Here is a 19,482-nt window from a genome sequence, read left to right on the forward strand (position 1 = left end):
CCCCGGCGGAATGCTCCGGGCCACGATATCGGCACGCTGGTCCGCAAGCCCTACCCGCAGGTGGATCCGGGAAGGCGGGGCGGGTGAGCGGGGCGGAAGGGGGCTGCCTCCCAGCGTCTCCACGGCGACGGCGAGCTCTCCGGGGTCCGGTACTGCGCGTCGTCGTCGTTCCCTATCTCTTTCCGCTGCTTCTCCGACGGCGGTATCGAACGCTCTGGAGCGCCGGCGGCGTGCGAGCAACGGCACGACGCCGGTGACGGCTGAAAGTGTGCTGAAGGCCAGGAAGAACCACATGCCGGTGATAAGGGCCAGGGCTACGCCGAGAAGCAGGGGAAGGAAGGCGGTGACGAGTTGCATCCGCGCGCGCTCGGGCGGAGGAGGAGTTTCGACGTCGAGAGGAATATCCAGGCCGGCGGTCCCGGGATCGGCGCTGTCACCGGGGCCGGTCACGGACGGGTTGCCGGTGGACGGGCGGTCCGCCGGGAAACCGAGTAGTGCGATCCTGCAGGTGCTCGAGCCGCACGCGATCACCGAACTGGTGGTGAGTGCACGCTCGAGGATCAGGGTGCCGTCAACCCTGGTGCCGTTGGCCGAGTGCGCGTCGATCAGCGTGATCCGTTTGTTCCCGACGACGAGGGTGGCGTGATGCCGGGACATCTCAGGATCACGGATGGGGATGTCGCCCTGGTTCCGGCCGATCGTGTGCGTGCCGCGCGCCAGGGGGATGAGCCGTCCCGCGTCCGGACCGGTATGCACGACGAAGACGAGGGAAGGACGCGGGGCCCTGCCCGTGGTCGGTGATGCTCCGGCAATGACCACGGCTCCGTTCACCAGTGGGAAGTCGCCGGGGGTGAGCGTTTCGAGGGGCAGTCCGCCCACGGTGAGGATCGGGGTTCCTGCGAGCTTCCCCAGGCTGTTGCTGATCCTGGTCCCACTGTCCAGGAGCGCGGTGTCGACCACGAGTTCACGAACCCGCGGTTCCTGCGGCGCAGCGACGACTAGCGATAAGTGCAGCGCCACCACGACGACTACCTGCCTTCCCTCGATGCGGCTGTTCCTGCAGGGTATGGCCCCTCATGGGTCCTTCAGGAGACGGGGAAGTGGGATGTGGACAAGGGCGGTGAAGGTGCCCGTTACCGGAGAACCCCAGTGGGTGATCAGGAGCGGCGCGTACAATCGGCGCACATCTTCGAGCAAAGGCCGAGAATGGCAGTCCCTGGAACGGTTCGGGCGGGCTTGGCTTCCGGCGGGAAATCCTCCGGAACCGATGGCTACCGCCCCGAAGTCCAGGGGCTTCGGGCGCTCGCGGTGCTCATGGTCGTTGCCTATCACGTCTGGTTCGGCCGCGTTTCGGGTGGCGTGGATATCTTCCTCCTGATCTCGGCTTTCCTCATCAGCATCTCGTTCCTCCGCAGGTACGAGACCCGCAGGTCCTTCGACCTGGGACGGTACTGGCTGCACCTGTTCAAGAGGCTGCTGCCCGCCGCCTGCGTGGTGCTTATCGCGACGCTCGTCGGTTCGGCGCTTCTCCTGCCGCAGTACCGGTGGCCCGATGTTCTCGAACAGACATGGGCTTCCCTGTTCTACCGGCAGAACACGGTGCTCGCCTCCAACTCCGTTGACTACTACGCCGCCGACGACAGCCTCTCGAGCCCCCTCCAGCACTTCTGGTCCCTGTCCGTGCAGGGTCAGGTTTTCATCCTGTGGCCGCTGCTCTTCACGGCGAGTGCGCTCTGCTCACGACTTCTTCACCTGGAGTTCCGGAGAGTGGTCCTGGTGGTTTTCGGAGTACTGTTCCTCTCCTCACTCGCTTTCTCCGTCCACGAGACCTACACGAATCAAGCGTCCGCGTACTTCGATACCCGGGCACGACTGTGGGAGTTCGCCTTCGGGACCCTGCTGGCGCTTGTGCTGCCGTTCCTTCATCTCTCCCGGCCGGTAAGGGTAGTGTGCGGCTGGGTGGGGCTTGGGGCGATGCTCAGTGTCGGTTTCCTCCTCGACGTGCAGGGCCAGTTCCCCGGGTACGTCGCCCTGTGGCCGCTGGTCGCGGCGGCCCTCGTCATCGTCGCGGGGCAGACCCGGAGCCCGATCGGCGTCGACCGCTTCCTCTCCTGGAAGCCGCTGGTGCGGATGGGCGACTGGTCCTATGCCCTCTATCTCTGGCATTGGCCCCTCCTGATCTTCTTCCTCGTGTGGCAGGACGAGCCGGCAGCAGGCCTCGTGGGCGGCGTCGGCGTCGTCACGCTGTCACTCCTGCTTGCATACCTCACGACCCGGTGGATCGAACGCCCGGTACGCACTCTGGAATGGGCGGACAAGCGGCGACGTCGCACCCTCGCCGTCCTGCTCGCATGCGTTGTCCTGGTCGGTACGCCGGCCGCCGGCTCGCAGGCCGGCCTCAACCTGTACGTGGCCGGCCGGGAGATGGAGGCGGAACGCAACAATCCGGGGGCCGCCGTCCTGACGGGCAGTCTCGAGAACAGGGCAGAACCTGATGCCGCGGTGCTCCCTGCGGCCTGGGCCATGCAGGACGAATGGGCAAGTCTGCCGGAACCCTGTGACGCACAGGAGCAGTCCATGGCCCAGGCGCTCGCGAACAACTGCTCGCGAACTGCACCCCGAAATTCGGCCGGCCGGACGATCGTGGTGGTAGGAGACTCACACGCCCAGCAATGGCTCGGTGCAATCGCGCCTCTTGCCGAGGAGAACAACTGGGCAGTGACGGCCCTTCTGCTTGGCGGATGCTCCTACACCACGGAGGACCGCGGCGAAAGGTGCAACGAGTTCACCGAGGAGGCGGAACGTTACCTGCTTTCCGCGAAGCCCGACGTCGCCTTCGTCGTCGCGACGAGTGCCTCGCCCATCGAACCCCAGGACGAAGCCGTGCGGGGGCTCGGACAAGCGGCGCAGACCCTCCTCGAGGAGGGAATTCAGGTGATCGGCATCCGGGACAACCCGCGCTTCGACGTCAACATGCTCCACTGCTCGGAACGGAATGGTCCCTCGTCCAAAGCCTGCTCGCCGCCACGGACCTCAGTGCTGACGGAGACCCCGCCGTTCGGCGAACTCCTCGCCGACGCGCCATCGATGGCTTTTCTGGATCTGACCGACCGAATATGCCGCCCCGATTCCTGCCCCGCCGTGATCGGCAACGTCCGGGTGTATCTCGACGACAACCACCTGACGAAGCGCTATGTCGAGACTTTGGTTCCTGCCTTCCGAACCCAGTTCCTGGCGGCCGCTGGCTGGTAGCGCGCGCAGGGCCGGGGCCGGGCCTTGCCGGGATCAGGGACCGCATCGGGTAACCTTGACCGGCAGGCAGTTGATGTTCAGGCCTGCCCAAAACAACCCAGGAGACTTTGTGAACGTTGATCTCGTCGTCGTAGGTTCGGGCTTTTTCGGACTGACCATCGCGGAACGAGCTGCAACCCAGCTGGGGCTCAAAGTCGCAGTACTCGATCGCCGCCACCATATCGGCGGCAACGCCTACAGCGAGAACGAGGCGCAGACCGGCATCGAGGTACACCGTTACGGCGCGCACCTCTTCCACACCTCCAACGAGCGCGTATGGGATTATGTCGGGAACTTCACGAAGTTCACCAACTACGTGCACAAGGTCTACACGCGCCACAAGGGTGAGGTGTATCCCATGCCCATCAACCTTGGAACCATCAACCAGTTCTTCCGTTCGGCCTACGGCCCCGAGGAAGCACGCGCGCTGATCCAGGAGCAGGCCGGAGAGCTGGCGGGAACCGATCCCCAGAACCTGAACGACAAGGGAATCCAGCTGATCGGACGTCCGCTCTACGAGGCGTTCATCAAGTACTACACCGGGAAGCAATGGCAGACGGACCCCAAGGACCTGCCCGCCGAGATCATCTCCCGGCTCCCGGTCCGCTACACCTATGACAATCGGTACTTCAACGACAAGTACGAGGGACTGCCCGTCGACGGTTACACGGCCTGGATCGAGCGGATGGCGGACCACCCGAACATCTCCGTCCAGCTCAATACCGACTTCTTCGACGAGGGACACGAGTACTCCCGGTCGACCACCCTCGGGCAGGTGCCCGTGGTGTACACCGGACCCGTTGACCGCTATTTCGACTATGCGGAGGGCGACCTGTCCTGGCGGACGATCGACCTTCAGGAGGAGGTCCTTCCCGTCGAGGATTTCCAGGGCTGCTCCGTCATGAACTACCCGGACGAGGACGCGGCGTTCACCCGGATCCACGAGTTCCGGCACTTCCACCCCGAGCGGGCGTACACCAAGGACGCCACCGTCATCATGCGCGAGTTCTCCCGCTTCGCCGAGAAGGGCGATGAGCCCTACTACCCGATCAACACCTCGGAGGACCGGTCCAAGCTGCTCGCGTACCGTGACCTGGCGAAGGGGGAGAAGGCGGTGTTGTTCGGCGGACGGCTCGGAACCTACAAGTACCTCGATATGCACATGGCCATCGGATCGGCGCTGGGAATGTTCGACAACAAGATCACGCCGCACTTCACCGGCGGGACGACCCTTGAGAGCGGAGGGGTGGACGCGTGAGTGCTGCGGCGACCGACACCCTCGCTGGCAAGGAGAAGGCCGTCCCCGCCTACCGCGTGGTGCAGCGCGTCGTTCTTCCGCTGGACGGCGATACCGATGTGCTGCCGCTCTACGTCGACTTCAACTCCGCCCGGCGCGTCGTCGAGCACACCAAGCGCGCCATCCGGCGTGGTGCGCCGAAGGCGCCTGAGAACCTTCCCGAAAGCACACACCAGCGCTCGGACTTCATCGTCGGTCGGTGGAGCCTGCGGCTCCCTGCGTTCCGGAGGATCTCGCTCGGTACGTATTTCAACGCCTTTCCGGCGAGCTACTGGCGTAAACACACCGATATCCGGTCGGTCCGGCTGACCGTGGAGGTGGACGCCGAGGCAACCGTGATCGTCTACCGATCGAGCCCGCGCGGCGTCGCCAACCGCGTCGACAGCGCCCACGTCCTCAAGGGGCAGGCCTCGTTCGATCTTCCCGTCACGGCTTTCGTCGACGGCGGGTGGTACTGGTTCGATCTGGTCGCGCACGGCGATAACGTCACCCTGCTCGGCGCGTCCTGGGCGGTCGAGGAGTCGAAGCAGCTGCAGCGCGGTTCCGTGTCGGTCGCAGTCACCACCTTCAACCGGCCCGACTACGCCCTTCGCCATATCTCGACCCTGGCCGACGACGCCGGCGTGATGGAAGTGCTGGACCGCCTGATCATCGTCGATCAGGGCACCGACAAGGTGAGGCTCCAGGAAGGATATTCCGACGCCGCGGCGCAGCTGGGCGAGAAGTTCCTCCTCGTCGAACAGGCGAATATCGGTGGATCCGGCGGTTTCGCCCGGGGCATGCACGAGACGCTCGAGGCCGGGGACAGCACCTATGTGCTCCTCCTCGACGACGACGTCAGCATCGAGACCGAGGGAATCCTGCGGGCGGTGAACTTCGCCGACTTCACGACCAGGCCCACCATCGTGGGCGGCCACATGTTCAACCTCTACGAAAGGTCTGTGCTCCACACCTTCGGTGAGCAGGTAGACCAGCGGCGGTTCTTCTGGGGACCGGCAGCCAATACGAGGGAGGGCCACGACTTCGCGGCGAGCAACCTCAGGACCAGCCCCTGGATGCACCGGAGGGTGGATGTCGACTACAACGGCTGGTGGATGTGCATGATCCCCACGAGCATCGTCCGCGAGGTCGGACTGTCGCTCCCGGTCTTCATCAAGTGGGACGACGCCGAATACGGGCTCCGCGCACAGCAGCACGGCTACCGGACGGTCACCCTGCCCGGCGCCGCCGTCTGGCACATGCCGTGGACCGAGAAGGACGACACCATCGACTGGCAGGCCTACTACCACCAGCGGAACCGGTGGGTGGCCACGCTCTCGCATTCCTCGCAGCCGAAGGGCGGCAGGATGCCGTTCGAGAGCTTCGCCATCGATGTGAGGCACCTCCTGTCCATGCAGTATTCGGCAGTCGAAGTGCGGTTGAAGGCCCTGGAGGACGTCCTTTCGGGACCGGACCACCTCCACCGGACGATCGGCGAACGGCTTCCCTGGATCCGAGCTACCCGGGCTACCTTCAGCGATGCCCAGATCAAGCCCGACCGGAGTGCTTTCCCCGAAGTCCGGCCCCCGTCGATCCGCAGGGAAGTCGAGGAACCCGTGGTCGTGGCGGAGTCCATCCGTCGCGCCGGGCTCGGCGCCCTACGGCAGTTCCGGGCGGTCGACCCGAAGGCTCGGGCCCACCCGCAGGCCGAAGTACCGGCGATGGACGCACGATGGTGGCGCTTGACCGGGCTGGACTCGGCGCTGGTTTCATCGTCGGACGGATCGGGATCCTCCTGGTACAGGCGCGACCGGAAGCAGTTCGTTCGAATGTTGCTGCGGACGATGGCCCTGCACCGCTCGCTGCTTCTTCGCTGGAACACACTCAGCGCGGACTACCATGAGGCACTTCCCCGGTTCACCGGGCGTGAGGCATGGGCCGAGACGTTCACGGCAGCGGCTGTCCCCGGTGAAGAGCCGAAGGTGTTGTGAGTTGGGAGTACTGACTTCCAGCAGTCCAGGATCCTCGGACTCGCTGCTCCCTCCGGGAAGGGGACGTGGGCTGCGGGACGTGCTCCGCGACCGCTTCCTGCTGAAGCTGCTCGTCCGCAAGGAGATCCGGGTCCGGTACCGGGGGTCGGTGCTCGGCCTGATGTGGTCCTACCTCAAGCCCCTGCTGCAGTTCGCCGTGTACTTCGTGGCACTCGGAATCTTCCTGAATCTTCGGGGGTCCACACCGAACTACGCCATCTACCTCTTCTCGGGCATCGTTCTGATCAACTTCTTCACCGAGGCGCTCGGGAACGCCACCCGCTCGATCGTCGAGAACCGGGACCTGATCCGCAAGATCTACCTGCCACGGGAGCTCTTTCCCGTTGCCGCCGTATGGGTCTCCGCCGTCCATTTCTTCCCCCAGCTGGTTGTCCTCATGGGTGCCTGCCTGGTCGTGGGCTGGGTTCCCTCGGCCCCACAAATCGCGGCACTGGTGATCGCCTTCCTTCTGGTGGCGGTCCTCGCGACTGGGCTCGGCCTGCTGTTCGGCGCCGCCAACGTCTACTTCCGGGACTCCGAGAACATCGTCGACATGATCCTGATGATCGTCACCTGGGCATCACCAGTGCTCTATGTCTGGAGCATGGTCGAAGACGTACTCGGTCGCTGGTTCTTCCTCTACCAACTGAATCCGATGACCGTCGCCGTCGAGCTGTTCCACTGGGCCTTCTGGTACCCCACGCTCACGGACGTCGAACTGGCGGCGGCTCCTCTGCCGCCCGACCTGCTGACCCTCTGGACCCCGATCGCGCTGGCGCTGACGGTCCTGATCATGTTCCTCGGGCAGATCACCTTCCGGCGGCTCTCGGCCAACTTCGCGCAGGAGCTGTGATGGAGGGGATGGTGGACGATCCGGCGATCATCTGTGACGGGGTGCAGAAGCAGTTCGTGCTGCGCCACACGCGTTCCCTGAAGGAAGCGCTCGTGTGGATCGTCAAGGGCCGCAAGGGCGACCTCTCCAGGAAATTCGATGCGCTCCAGGACGTCTCCTTCACCGTCAACCGTGGCGAGACCGTGGCGCTCCTCGGCCTGAACGGCTCCGGAAAATCGACGCTCCTCAAGCTCATCTCCGGCGTGCTGCAGCCGGATACGGGGTCGCTGCTGACAAAGGGCCGGATCGCGGGGCTGATCGAGGTGGGGGCTGGCTTCCACCATGACCTCAGCGGCCGGGACAACGTCTACCTGAACGGCGCGATCCTCGGCATGCCCGAGCGCAAGATCGATCAGATGTTCGATTCCATCGTCGATTTCGCTGAAATCGGTGAGTTCATCGATACCGAAGTGAAGTTCTACTCGTCGGGGATGTACCTCCGATTGGCATTCTCCATCGCCGTTCACACCGACCCGGAGATCTTCCTCGTCGATGAGATCCTGGCCGTCGGTGATGAACCGTTCCAGCGGAAGTGCCTGGCCAAGATCAAGGAACTGGCAGCGGCAGGCAAGACGCTGCTGGTGGTAAGCCACGATCTCGACCTCGTATCGACCGTCTGCGAGCGGGGGATCCTGCTCGAGCATGGAAAGCTGATCACGGACGGGCCGGTGGAGGATGTCGTTTCCGAGCTGCGCCGTCGTTCGCGGGCTGATGATTAGCTGCCACGCCGTTCCTGAGGCGACGCCGGTGATCCCACAGAAGGATGAAGACGCACACCATGCCGAAGTTTGAGCTGAAGGTTGAATCATGACGCACCATTTCAGAAGCACCACGGGAAGCGGGCCGAGCCGTCGGAGCGTGCTGCTGGGGCTTGCAGCACTCCCCGTAGCACTGACCGCGTGCAGTTCGCCGGACGAGAGTGCAGTGCAGGCAGTACCGCCGTCCGCGGAGTTCCCGGTGACGGTGCGGCACAGCTTCGGCGCAACCGTCATCAAGTCGGCACCGCAGCGAATCGCGACGATCGGAGCCTCGAGCGCCGACGTCTGTCTCTCTCTCGAGGTCGTTCCGGTAGGAATGCCGGGCTCCAACGCAACGCCGTGGTTCGTCGTCGAACTCGCGGAACTGTCGTCCCCGATGCCGATGCTGTATCCGGATGAGGTCGACCTTTCAATACCGCAGATCAAGAACCTCGAGCCGGATCTCATCCTGGCCGTCAACTCGGATCTCACCCAGGCTCAGTACGACGAGCTGTCGGAGATCGCGCCCGTGGTCGCCGGTCCCGGGGCGCCACTGAATACGGACTGGCGGACATCCGTGATGATGGTGGCCCAGGCGCTGGGGCAGAGCCGGGAGGGTGCTGAACTGGAAGAGGAAACCACCGAGTACATGGCGGACTCGGTGTCCGATTACCCCGATCTTCCCGGCACGACGTTCCTGTTCGTGGGCCTCTCCACGGCTCTGGGAGCGGATTTCGAGGTCTACGGTGAGGAATCCAACCCGGTCCGAATCCTCGAGGACTTCGGCCTGGTAGCCGGTCCGCTGATCAGTACGCCCGAGGCGCAGGCGCTCCTGGTTGCGGACGGCATGGGACCGGTCACCTTTCAGTGGCCCAGGGACAGGGGCGCCGCGCTGGATACCGACATTGTCATAGCTTCGATCGAACGAGCCCAGCGGGAGGAACTCGACGAGCTCAACCTGCTCGCCGAAGCGCCGGCCGAAGCCAGGGGATCGGTGGCCTATGCCACACGGGACGTCTACACCGCGGCCCTGGAGACCGGCTCACCGCTCGGCATCCGCTGGCTCGGTCGGAACTTCATTCCGGAACTGGCGAAGGCTGCCTACTACGCGGAGAACTAGCCGGGCTCACTGCCGGCGCGGGGCAGGAGTCGGCCCCGCCACACCGACGGTCAGCTGCAGGCGGTCATCCTGAACAGTCGGGCATCTCCCTCTTCGGCCACGAGCTCGACGCCCGGTGCCGTTTCGTCGATCAGGTCACGCAGGCCGATGAACGGTTCCTCGCCGGGAACAATTTCCTGGTTCCCGAAGTCCAGTGCCCAGTAGGCGTTCAATTCGTTGACGGCCGGGCACACTGACGTGTTGTACGCTGCTTCCCCCCAGTGATCGAGGAGTGTCTGCTCTTCAGGTGTGCGTTCACCGAAGATGTGCGGCGCGATCGTCTCGCTCGAGGAGAATGCGTAGACCAGCGAAGCGCCGGTGCGGGGGTTGGCGACGATGACGTCGGTCTCGGGGACATAATCATCCACCCGTTCCAGGAGGGCGATCTCGTCCTCGGTCAGCAGGGGGGAGCCCGCCGTCGTCGCGAACACCTCGCGCATCCGGTCCTGCACGCCGGCGAGCGTTCCTCCCTGGGTTCCGAAGCCCAACAGCAGGATCAGGGCCACCGGCACCACGTTCTGCAGGTTGTGCGGCAGCAGCCGGGCGGCGCGCCCGACGATGGATGGCCGGCGGGTCGCAGTCGCGGAGTGCTGCGAGGTCAGCAGGCCATAGAGTGCACGCACGCGCCAGGCGAGCCACTCCGCTCCGAGCACGATCACGGGGAGGGTCACCACGGGAAGGAGAGCGGCAAGACGGAAACTGTCGTTGTACCAGACGCCGGTGAGGAAGGTCCGGAAGGCGCCGAGGCTCCAGCTGGACACCACCATGTAGAGGATGCCGCCGACACCGTACATTGCCGCAACCCACCAGTAGGTGCGCAGCTGCCGTGCAATGACGTACAGGCCGATCACCGTGAGGATGAGGAGGATCCACGCCGTCGTCGCGCCCATCGGAGCACTCCCGAGGATCTCCCCGATGGCCCTTGCATTGGACTGGAAGGGAGTCCAGGGGGCAAAGGCGAGGCTGGGCCTGACCGTGATCCAGGCGAGCACGACGACGAGGATATAGCCGGCGGTGTAGGCAAGCCACGAATAGACCGCCCGTCGGCTGCCCGAGCCCTCGCGAGCGCTCAGCCATGCCCGGATGAGCCGCGCGACGACGACCGGCCCACCGAAACCCAGCAGTGCGACCGCCGTGCTTGGATGCGACAGACCCAGGCCGGGAAGCGTCGCGACGAGGGCGATTGCCGCCGGCCAGGTGGACAGCGGGCGTGCCCGCGACATGCCCACCGCCTCGATGAGCAGGCCGAGCACCACCGGCAGCAGGGCGATCGCCGCATGATTGGGATACAGCACGCCGAAAGCGACCATGAGGTAGGGGAACCCGCTGAAACCTGCGCAGAGGACTCCCGCGCAGAGGAGGGGGATCGGCCGGTAGCCGATGATCCGGCTGATGAGGAAGATGCAGGCAAGGGGCCAGACGAGGGCGCCCGTCACGATGGTTCCCACGTTGACCACGGCCATCACCGACGGGGCGCCCAACATCAGCACGAGCGCCATGGAATCATGCATGGCCGCTGGATAGAGGGCCTGGGAGGCATCGGTGAGGTTGCCCAGGGTCAGTGTCGACCCGTTCTGCGTCTCGGCGATATGACGGATCGCGTTGAGATGATAGACGTTGTCGAACGTCTGCGAAAAATTCTCCGGTGAGCCGAACGCCGAGATGTAACGCCCGGCAATGATGATCGCAGGGAAGATCACGGCGACCGGCACGGCAAGGAGGGCAATCCACCGCGGATAGTCATGGTCGAGGAGCCGACCATTGCCGCCCAGTGCTCCCCGCGACGCCGTCCGGCTCCTAGTCGTCCGGCTCTTACCGGACGCGCTGCGTCGCATCAGGAGGAAGCGGGCGAGGAGCGCGCCTGCCGCGGCAAGGATGCTGAAGACGAAGTAGGAGACCGGGTTGAAAGGAAGCCCGGCATACGGCAGGACGATGGCCAGACAGGCCGAGACCGACGTCGATACCGGCGCAGCCAGCGCCACCAGGTTGAGCCGGCGGACGCCGGCCGCCGCCAGGATGAGGAGACCCGGAACGAAGAAAACCACCAGGGTCGCCGCGAGGGTAGGGATGGTTGCCCACCAGCTCATAAATTCAATCTCCTCTAGTCGCACGCTTGCCGTGCCCCGCGCCCTATCCGGATCGAAGCCGGAGGCCGGTCAGGGCCGGGAGCATCCTGCGAACTTGGGCTCGCTTCCGGTCACGTCACCCCACGCCAGAGTAAGAACGTCGATGGTGTATTGCTATGATTGCACATCATGGGCAACTCAACGCGTTCAGGCGTTCTCATCGTCATGCCAGCGTGGAACGAAGCTGAGGCCATCGGAAACACCATCCGTGAGGTTCGAAAAATCGCTTCCCACCACGACATTCTGGTGGTCGATGACGGATCGAAGGATCAGACCGCGTGGATCGCCCGGCAGGCCGGAGCGACAGTACTCAAGTTGCCGTTCAACCTGGGTGTCGGCGGTGCGATGCGGACCGGTTTCAAGTACGCGATCCGGAACGGTTACTCCGCTGTGGTGCAGGTTGATTCGGACGGCCAGCACGACCCGCATGACATCGACCGGGTGGTGGCGGGATTGAGCCACGCGGATATCTCGATCGGCGCACGCTTCGCGGGCAGGGGCAGCTACGATGCCAAAGGGCCGCGGCGCTGGGCCATGGCCTTTCTTGCGCAGGTGATCTCGAAGGTCGCCGGCACCCGCCTGACCGATGTCACATCGGGCTTCCGTGCAGCCAACGAGCGGGCGCTCCACCAGTACATCGAGCACTTCCCTACTGAATACCTCGGAGACACGATCGATTCACTGGTAGTGGCCATCAAATCGGGCTGTACCGTCACGCAGGTGCCGGTGGAGATGAAAGCCCGGCAGGCAGGAACCCCGAGCCAGAGCCCGTGGAAAGCGACGCTGTACCTTGCGAGGTCAGGACTGGTGCTGTGCTTCGCACTTGCACGAAGAAAGTCGCCCCGGGAACACCTCGTGCCGTCGTCCGGCGACATCGCCGGAGAAGGAAGTGTCCAGGCATGAGCGTCGCCTTCTCCCTCATCTCGTCGATCCTGATGGTCGTGGTAGTTCTGCTGATGCTGCGCAACGGCAAACTGCGCGAGAAGTACGCCATCCTCTGGCTGGTCATCGGAACCCTGACCATCATCCTCGGCTTCTTCCCGCGCCTGCTCGACTGGGCAGCATCGCTCGTCGGGGTGATCGTTCCCTCGAACCTCCTGTTCGCCCTCTCGATCCTGCTGCTCGTGGGCGTCAGCCTCCATGTCTCACGTGAACTGACCATCCTCGAGGACGAAACACGCATCCTCGCAGAAGAGGTATCCATCCTCCGCACAGCCATCGAACAACTCCAGCGCGACCCGGTGGCATCCCGTCCCGCCATCCGTGCGACCCCACAAGACCTGAGCCACCCATCGAAGGAAGAATGACGTGACGATTGATGTAATGCTGCCCTACTACGGTGATGTGGCGATGATGAAGGCCGCGGTTGATTCGGTCCTGTCGCAGTCCGATCGGGATTTCAGACTGACGATCGTCGATGACGGCTACCCGGACGAGTCGCTTCCCGCCTACTTCGCGGGCCTTACCGCCGATGACAGCCGCATTCGTTACTTCCGTAACGAGCAGAACCTGGGCGCCAACGGCAACTACCGGAAGTGCCTCTCGCTGATCGAGCACGAGTATGTGGTGATCATGGGAGCTGATGACATCATGCTGCCGAACTACCTCGAGACGGTACGCCGCGGGTTCACTGACCTGACGGTGAGCATCGTGCAGCCCGGGGTCGAGGTCATCGACGAGAACGGGTCTGTCTACCGGCCGCTCGGCGACAAGGTGAAGGACTACCTCAGGCGGCGTGCCGTCGGAGACAGCAGCGACGCCGTCCTGGCCGGAGAAGCTGTCGCCAAGAGTCTCATCACGGGGGACTGGCTCTACTTCCCATCCGTCGCCTGGCGCTCGGACGCGATCCGGAAGCACAGCTTCCGCGAGCAGTACGACGTCGTCCAGGACCTCGCGCTGGCGATGGATATCGTCATGGACGGCGGGAAGATGATGGTCATGGACACCGTGTGCTTCCAGTACCGGCGACACCGTGAATCCGATTCCTCGGTGCGGGCGCTCGACGGTCGGCGGTTCGCCGAGGAACGCGCGTTCTTCGACGAGTGCGTTCGGGACTTCCAGCGGCTGGGCTGGCAGAAGGCGACGCGGGCCGCGCGCCTCCACGTCTCGTCGCGTCTCCATGCACTGACCCTTGCGCCGAAGGTCATCGACAAGCGCATGTGGAATGGGTTGCAGAAACTAGCCACCCACGCCGTCAAACCGTAGAGCGTGACTGACCGGCACGAGACTGACCGGCGCGGGATCGCGGGCAGGAGGTCTGCCCTCCTTTACCTGTTCGGGTCCCTTCTCCAGGGCCTTGGACTGATCCTGATCCAGCCGTTCGCCATTCGACTGCTCAGCGAACTCCAGTGGGGCCTGGTAGCCACCTCCATCGTCCTGATCCAGGTCGTCGTCGTCCTCCTCTCGGCGGGGTTGCCGCTCGCGATCACCCAGCTGTGGTTCGATTCGGACGATGGCCGTAACCGGTCACTCGCCATGTACGGGTTCCTCGCGATCGCATGCCTCGTGGTGGGATGTGTCCTGGCCGCCGGTGCCGGCATCTTGGGAGCCGACGGTGCCGGGATACCCTGGACCATCGTGCTGGCGATGGTCATCATCGGGCTGCTCGGCACGGTGCTCGGCGCGCAGGCGGTGCTGAGGGCACAGGACCGTCCGGTGGCCTTCGTGGTTCTCAGCGTGTGTTCGTCGGTCGTTGCCAACCTGGCGGGGCTCGGGGCGATCCTCGTCGCGGGCAGGACAGCTCTGGTCTATATCGTCGCCTACGGAGCCGCAGTGGTGGTGTCCGTCGTCGTCGCGCTGGTCCTCGTGCGGCCGCGTATGCCGTGGAAAGTACCAGGCATGACCCGCGCGTCGATGAGGATAGCGGGCCCCCTGCTACCGCACACCGGTGCCCTGATGCTCCTGACCCAGGGCGCTGTCCTGTTGCTGGCGCAGGTGTCGGGAGCGTCGGTGGCCGGTCAGTATGGCGCCGTGCTCATCTTCGCGCTTGGTCCGCTGACGATCCTCAATGCACTCAACAATTCATGGTCCACCCGTATCATGTCGGCGGAAACCGGAGAGCTGCAGGCGAGGATCCGGTCCGTGGCCGGTGAAGCCGCCCTCAGCGCGCTCGTCGTCGGCCTGTTGGCCTCCTCCGCCGCGAATGTCGGCGCCCATGTGCTGACGACGGACCCCGGGTTACTGGTCCAGGTCGCGCAGATCCTGCCCGTGGTGTCGGTGGGCTATGCGTTGTTCCTGATCGCCGGCAACGTGCTGTACGTCGTCCACCGGACGCGGCTGATGGCTTTCGTCACTCCCGCAGTGTTGCTGCTGACGAGTCTTCTCGCGGTCCTTCCCGCGACGGCGCCCGCACTGGCACTCCTGGCCGCGGTCCACGCGGCGGGCTTCACCGTACTCGGTGCAAGCTACCTGGTCGTGGTCCGCAGGTATACGTCGGCGGAGGCGTGGCCTGCTTCAATCTTCCTCTTCTGCGTAGCAGCCCACGTGCTTTTCGCGGGGGCGCTCTGGTTCGCCCCGGTCACTCTCCTGTGGGGAGCGGTGGAGCTGGCGGTCGTCCTCGGAGCGATCGGCGTTGCCGCCCTCCTCTGGCTCCTCCGCAAAGGGCCCGGCACCACCGCGGAGCAGGCAGCCGAGGGCGATACCACGCCGACCACGAAGGCCGTGGGCGACTAGCCTGCCCTGGCTGCCTCGAACCGCTCCGCCAGGAGCGGGACGAGTGACCGGATGTAGCTGCGGGCCACGTGGTCGGTGTCGAAGAAGACGGAAAGCCCCCCGATCGCGGCGTAGCAGGTGTCGTCCGGGCAGAACCGGTCCGACAGGTCGATGACCTTTGCTCCCGGTTCATCCATCGCGTGAACCGCCTCGGCAAGGGGGTCCAGGGGTAGCGCTTTGGCCTTGTCGTTCGCGCATGCCAGGGGATTACTGCTGTTGAGCGAAAGGCACTCGGGTGTGGAGCGGTTCAGGGTCAGGGGCGTGTCCCGAATGACGTAGACCCGGGTACCGTTCGCTGTCCACTGCCCCACCCTTTCGCGGAAGGCCTCGCCGTACTGCTCGAGCTGCGAGCGGCCGGTGCCGTCGTCAATGGTTTCGCCCGCTGCGAAGGTTGCAAGGAAGACGGTGTTCGGTCGTTCCCGGTTCATCCATCGCGTGAACCGCCTCGGCAAGGGGGTCCAGGGGTAGCGCTTTGGCCTTGTCGTTCGCGCATGCCAGGGGATTACTGCTGTTGAGCGAAAGGCACTCGGGTGTGGAGCGGTTCAGGGTCAGGGGCGTGTCCCGAATGACGTAGACCCGGGTACCGTTCGCTGTCCACTGCCCCACCCTTTCGCGGAAGGCCTCGCCGTACTGCTCGAGCTGCGAGCGGCCGGTGCCGTCGTCAATGGTTTCGCCCGCTGCGAAGGTTGCAAGGAAGACGGTGTTCGGTCGTTCCTTGAGGATCCGGTCGGAGACTCCGGCGCTCCATTCGAGGCAGCGCTTCTGGAACTCTGCGTCGGTGGTCCGAACTCCAAGGAAAGCAACCCGCTTCACGTCGACAAGAGGGCATCCTCCCATCAGGCTCGCGTTCACCTGCCACCTGTGCTGGCGGGCCAGCTCGAAGATCCCGGCCTGCCATTGCTCGGCGTGCGAATCCTCCACGAGCCATACGGTCTCGGACACTTTCTCGTCCCCCGAGAAATCACAGGCGCTGAGCAGCTCCCGCTCCTGCGCCCGAATGGGGTCCTCGTGGGGTATGCAGTCCGCGGAGGCGAACCAGGGAGCTTCATCTTCTCCGACATTCTCCACGTCGGGGGACCCGAATGGATCAGCGCAGTCGTGTGCCGGGTCAAGACTCTTCGCACCGAAGCAGTCACCGCCGGAGATTGCATCGAGCTTGCCCAGCTCGGCTTCCTGGGCGGCGGCACCTCCTGCCATCATCGCTGCACTCATGAGGCACACTATCGCCATTGCGGTAGCCGTCCAGCCGAGGGTCCGTCGGGCGGTGCCTGCGATAAGGAGCTTCGCTTGTCCCGGGTCTTCGATGTATTTCTTGCTGAGTGCAGCGAGGAGGAGCGCGACGACGGCCACGCCGGCCTTGTCGACATCGGTCAGGTTACGGTTGAGCATGCTCGGCAGGAGGATGATCAGCGGCCAGTGCCAGAGGTAGAGGGAATAGGACACGTTTCCGATGAACTGGATCGGTGCCGCCGAGAGGGGATAGTTGGGGGACCACAGCGGGAACCGGGGACCCGAGCAGATGACGAGTGCCGTCCCGAGAACAGGAACGACGGCCGCATAGCGGGGAAAGTATGTTTCCTCGTCATAGGAGAAGGCGGCCAGCGCAATCAGGGCGAAGCCTGTCCACTGCATCAGGCCCGCCAGGATGCTGGCACGGGCAAGTCCGGCCGGCAACGAGGCCGCGGCTGCTGCAACAAGGGCCCCGGTGGCAAATTCCCAAACCCGTGCGGGAGTCACGAAATAGGCTTCGCTCCGACTGGCGTAGGTGATATGGACCGAGAAGATCAGCGAGGCGGACCCGATGACAGCGAGGCCTCCGGTGAGGATTCGTTGCCGATCAAAGGGGAAGCGACGCGCGGTAAGGAATAGCGCGAGGAGGAAGATCGGCCACACCAGGTAGAACTGTTCCTCGACGGAAAGTGACCAATAGTGCTGGACGGTTGAGGCGGCATTGTTCTGCGCAGAGTAATCAACGGATTGGAGCGCCAGCCACCAGTTCTCGACGTAAAGGGTGGCGGCAATGGTTTCACCCGCGATGGATGACCAGCGGGAGAACGGCAGGAACGAGTAAGCGGTGATCAGTGAGATGACCGACACCACGAGGGCGGCCGGCAGGAGCCTTTTGGCACGGCGGGCATAGAAACTGCCGAGCGCGATGCCGCCGGTCCGCTCGGGCTCGCCCATCAGGTGTTTGGTGATGAGATAGCCCGAGATGACGAAAAAGACGTCGACGCAGACATACCCCTGGCAGCGTCTGGGGCCACAGGTGGTTGAGGACCACGAGGACCACTGCTATCGCCCGCAGGGCCTGAATGTCCCGCGGCGGACTCCTGACGGTTGCTGCCCTGCGCCCGCCATCCCGAAGGGACGGGAGTTGATCGATCACTCAGTCTCCTTGCGACTTTCCGCTGCGCCGCCAGGAAACGGAGCCGGGCGGACAGGCCGCGGTATCAAGAATACCGCGGCCTTCCCACGACAGTGATTGGCCGGCGCCGACTCCTCACCGACTCACGCTGACTCCTACTTCTCCTACCGTCTTCTCCTACCGTCGCACCATTCGGACTCCGTTGGTGGGGGTCCAGGTGAGGGTTCCGTTTTGGAAGGTTTGGGTGCATTGGGTGGTGGTGGGGCAGGTTTGGGGTTTGGTGGGGTAGCCCAGGGTGCCGTTTTCGGCTCCTTGGTTGCGGTAGGTGGTGCGGATGGGTCCGGTGGTGGTGGGGTGGGCGTTGGTTTTGGGGGACCAGAGGATTTCGCCGTTTTGGAAGGACTGGTAGCAGCCGCCGTCCCGAATGCCGCAGATCTCGGTGTTGGTGGGGTAGCCCAGGGCGCCGTTTTCGGCTCCTTGGGTCCGGTAGGTNTCGCCGTTTTGGAAGGACTGGTAGCAGCCGCCGTCCCGAATGCCGCAGATCTCGGTGTTGGTGGGGTAGCCCAGGGCGCCGTTTTCGGCTCCTTGGGTCCGGTAGGTGTCTCGGATGCCGCCGTTGCGGGTGATCACGGGGCCGGTTTTGGCGGACCAGAGGATTTCGCCGCGTTGGAAGGACTGGTAGCAGCCGCCGTCCCGAATGCCGCAGATTTCGTTGTGGGTGGGGTAGCCCAGGGCGCCGTTTTCGGCGCCTTGGGCCCGGTAGGTGTTGCGGATGCCGCCGCCGCGGGTGAGGTGCGCTCCGCTGGCGGGTGACCAGAGGATTTCACCGTTCTGGAAGGACTGGTAGCAGCCGCCGTCCCGAATGCCGCAGGTTTCCCGATTGGTGGGGTAGCCCAGGATGCTGCTTTCGGCTCCTGCTGCCCGGTAGGCGTCGCGGATACCTCCGTGGTGGGTGATCTGGGCGCCGGTGGTGGGGGACCAGAGGATCTCGCCTTTTTGGTAGGCCTGGTAGCAGCCGCCGTTTTTCATGCCGCAGGTTTCGGCTCCGGTGGGGTAGCCCAGGATCCCGTTCTCGGCGCCTTGGGCCCGGTAGGCGTTGCGGATACCACCGTGCCGGCTGATGTGGGCTCCGCTGGCGGCTGACCAGAGGACTTCGCCGCGCTGGAAGGCCTGGTAGCAGCCCTTGTCCCGAATGCCGCAGGTTTCCGCGCTCATGGGGTAGCCCAGGATGCCGTTTTCGGCGCCTGTGGCCCGGTAGGCGGTACGGATGGCACTGTTGTAGGAGATCCGGGCGCCGCTGGCGGGGGACCAGAGGATTTCCCCGCGCTGGTAGGTCTGGTAGCAGCCGCCGTCCCGAATGCCGCAGATTTCCCCGTTGGTGGGGTAGCCCAGGATGCTGTTCTCGGCGCCTGCGGCCCGGTAGGTGTTGCGGATCTCGCCGCTGCGGCTGAGGTGTGCTCCGTTGGCGGGGGAGAAGAGGATTTCCCCGCCTTGGAACGCCTGGTAGCAGCCGTTGTCCTTGATGCCGCAGGCCTGGGCCCTCACGGGGTAGCCCATGGGCCCGTTCTGGGCACCGGAGTTGAGCCAGGCCGTGCGCAGGGGGCCATTGAGCGTGGCCGCGGCGCCGGAGCCTGCAGACCACAACACTGCACCATTGACATAGCCCCGGTAGCAGCCGTTGTCCTTCAAACCACAAACGACCTCCGACACCGGCACACCCAACGCCGGCACCGACGCAGCAGCACCATCAATGAACGGCATCGCCACCGACTCCCGCGACGGCGGCACTGGAACCGAAGGCCCATTGCGTGCAAAGTCCCGCAGGCCGGCAAGATCGCCGCGCCATTGGTTCCAGTCGCCGACGACGGGGCCGTCATCGGTGTACTGCCAGAGGT

15 protein-coding genes and 1 pseudogene are annotated in these 19,482 nt (G+C 64.7%); 10 read left to right on the forward strand and 6 right to left on the reverse strand.

Annotated features, from left to right (window positions below):
* The coding region (locus Y705_RS0115455; RefSeq protein WP_162149103.1) for an FHA domain-containing protein at positions 1 to 1,020 on the reverse strand (1,020 nt) is incomplete at its 3' end.
* Between the two features lie 186 nt (positions 1,021 to 1,206).
* Between Y705_RS0115455 and Y705_RS0115460 the strand changes: the two genes are divergently transcribed.
* The 6 genes from Y705_RS0115460 to Y705_RS0115485 all read left to right on the forward strand — a co-directional run bounded on the left by Y705_RS0115460 (position 1,207) and on the right by Y705_RS0115485 (position 9,346).
* Complete coding sequence (locus Y705_RS0115460) at positions 1,207 to 3,252, forward strand: acyltransferase family protein (protein WP_049822877.1); 2,046 nt, start codon at positions 1,207 to 1,209, stop codon at positions 3,250 to 3,252.
* Between the two features lie 73 nt (positions 3,253 to 3,325).
* A complete protein-coding gene (glf, locus tag Y705_RS0115465) occupies positions 3,326 to 4,549 on the forward strand; it encodes a UDP-galactopyranose mutase (protein ID WP_343212774.1) in 1,224 nt (407 codons plus the stop codon).
* On the forward strand, positions 4,546 to 6,558 hold the full coding sequence (locus Y705_RS20625) for a glycosyltransferase (RefSeq protein ID WP_049822878.1): 2,013 nt from the start codon (positions 4,546 to 4,548) through the stop codon (positions 6,556 to 6,558). The genes glf and Y705_RS20625 overlap by 4 nt, the downstream gene beginning before the upstream one ends.
* Before the next feature lie 10 nt (positions 6,559 to 6,568).
* Positions 6,569 to 7,450, forward strand: a complete 882-nt coding sequence (locus tag Y705_RS0115475) for an ABC transporter permease (protein WP_026533506.1) — start codon at positions 6,569 to 6,571, stop codon at positions 7,448 to 7,450.
* Complete coding sequence (locus Y705_RS0115480) at positions 7,450 to 8,208, forward strand: ABC transporter ATP-binding protein (RefSeq protein ID WP_444826197.1); 759 nt, start codon at positions 7,450 to 7,452, stop codon at positions 8,206 to 8,208. Before Y705_RS0115475 ends, Y705_RS0115480 begins: the two co-directional genes overlap by 1 nt.
* 88 nt (positions 8,209 to 8,296) lie before the next feature.
* Positions 8,297 to 9,346: an ABC transporter substrate-binding protein gene (locus Y705_RS0115485; protein WP_081738113.1), complete on the forward strand. Its 1,050-nt coding sequence runs from the start codon at positions 8,297 to 8,299 to the stop codon at positions 9,344 to 9,346.
* A gap of 50 nt (positions 9,347 to 9,396) precedes the next feature.
* Here the strand turns inward: Y705_RS0115485 and Y705_RS0115490 are convergent, their stop codons facing one another.
* Positions 9,397 to 11,472, reverse strand: a complete 2,076-nt coding sequence (locus Y705_RS0115490) for a DUF6541 family protein (protein WP_026533509.1) — start codon at positions 11,470 to 11,472, stop codon at positions 9,397 to 9,399.
* Positions 11,473 to 11,676: 204 nt separating this feature from the next.
* Between Y705_RS0115490 and Y705_RS20630 the strand changes: the two genes are divergently transcribed.
* The 4 genes from Y705_RS20630 to Y705_RS0115510 are packed head-to-tail and all read left to right on the forward strand — an operon-like array spanning position 11,677 to position 15,183.
* The gene (locus tag Y705_RS20630; protein ID WP_155850109.1) at positions 11,677 to 12,414 is read left to right on the forward strand and encodes a glycosyltransferase family 2 protein; all 738 of its coding nucleotides are present in this window, start codon (positions 11,677 to 11,679) and stop codon (positions 12,412 to 12,414) included.
* Complete coding sequence (locus Y705_RS0115500; protein WP_026533510.1) at positions 12,411 to 12,818, forward strand: DUF2304 domain-containing protein; 408 nt, start codon at positions 12,411 to 12,413, stop codon at positions 12,816 to 12,818. The genes Y705_RS20630 and Y705_RS0115500 overlap by 4 nt, the downstream gene beginning before the upstream one ends.
* A gap of 1 nt (position 12,819) precedes the next feature.
* Positions 12,820 to 13,716 carry a glycosyltransferase family 2 protein gene (locus tag Y705_RS0115505; RefSeq protein ID WP_026533511.1) on the forward strand — a complete coding sequence of 299 codons (897 nt, stop codon included), beginning with the start codon at positions 12,820 to 12,822 and terminating at the stop codon, positions 13,714 to 13,716.
* Positions 13,717 to 13,719: 3 nt separating this feature from the next.
* Positions 13,720 to 15,183 (forward strand): oligosaccharide flippase family protein, encoded by a 1,464-nt coding sequence (locus tag Y705_RS0115510; protein ID WP_026533512.1) that lies wholly within the window; start codon positions 13,720 to 13,722, stop codon positions 15,181 to 15,183.
* Here Y705_RS0115510 and Y705_RS0115515 read toward each other — a convergent pair.
* The 4 genes and pseudogenes from Y705_RS0115515 to Y705_RS0115525 all read right to left on the reverse strand — a co-directional run bounded on the left by Y705_RS0115515 (position 15,180) and on the right by Y705_RS0115525 (position 19,348).
* Positions 15,180 to 15,650 (reverse strand): SGNH hydrolase domain-containing protein, encoded by a 471-nt coding sequence (locus tag Y705_RS0115515; protein ID WP_026533513.1) that lies wholly within the window; start codon positions 15,648 to 15,650, stop codon positions 15,180 to 15,182. The genes Y705_RS0115510 and Y705_RS0115515 overlap by 4 nt on opposite strands.
* Positions 15,589 to 16,452, reverse strand: a complete 864-nt coding sequence (locus Y705_RS23425) for an SGNH hydrolase domain-containing protein (RefSeq protein WP_343212776.1) — start codon at positions 16,450 to 16,452, stop codon at positions 15,589 to 15,591. The genes Y705_RS0115515 and Y705_RS23425 overlap by 62 nt, the downstream gene beginning before the upstream one ends.
* A gap of 111 nt (positions 16,453 to 16,563) precedes the next feature.
* Positions 16,564 to 17,454 (reverse strand): annotated as a pseudogene (locus tag Y705_RS23430) (acyltransferase family protein); the annotation flags it as partial.
* Between the two features lie 310 nt (positions 17,455 to 17,764).
* Positions 17,765 to 19,348 carry a hypothetical protein gene (locus tag Y705_RS0115525; protein ID WP_444826198.1) on the reverse strand — a complete coding sequence of 528 codons (1,584 nt, stop codon included), beginning with the start codon at positions 19,346 to 19,348 and terminating at the stop codon, positions 17,765 to 17,767.
* Positions 19,349 to 19,482: the final 134 nt, after the last annotated feature.

This window comes from Arthrobacter sp. H41 (assembly GCF_000520535.1).
GTDB lineage: Bacteria > Actinomycetota > Actinomycetes > Actinomycetales > Micrococcaceae > Arthrobacter_D.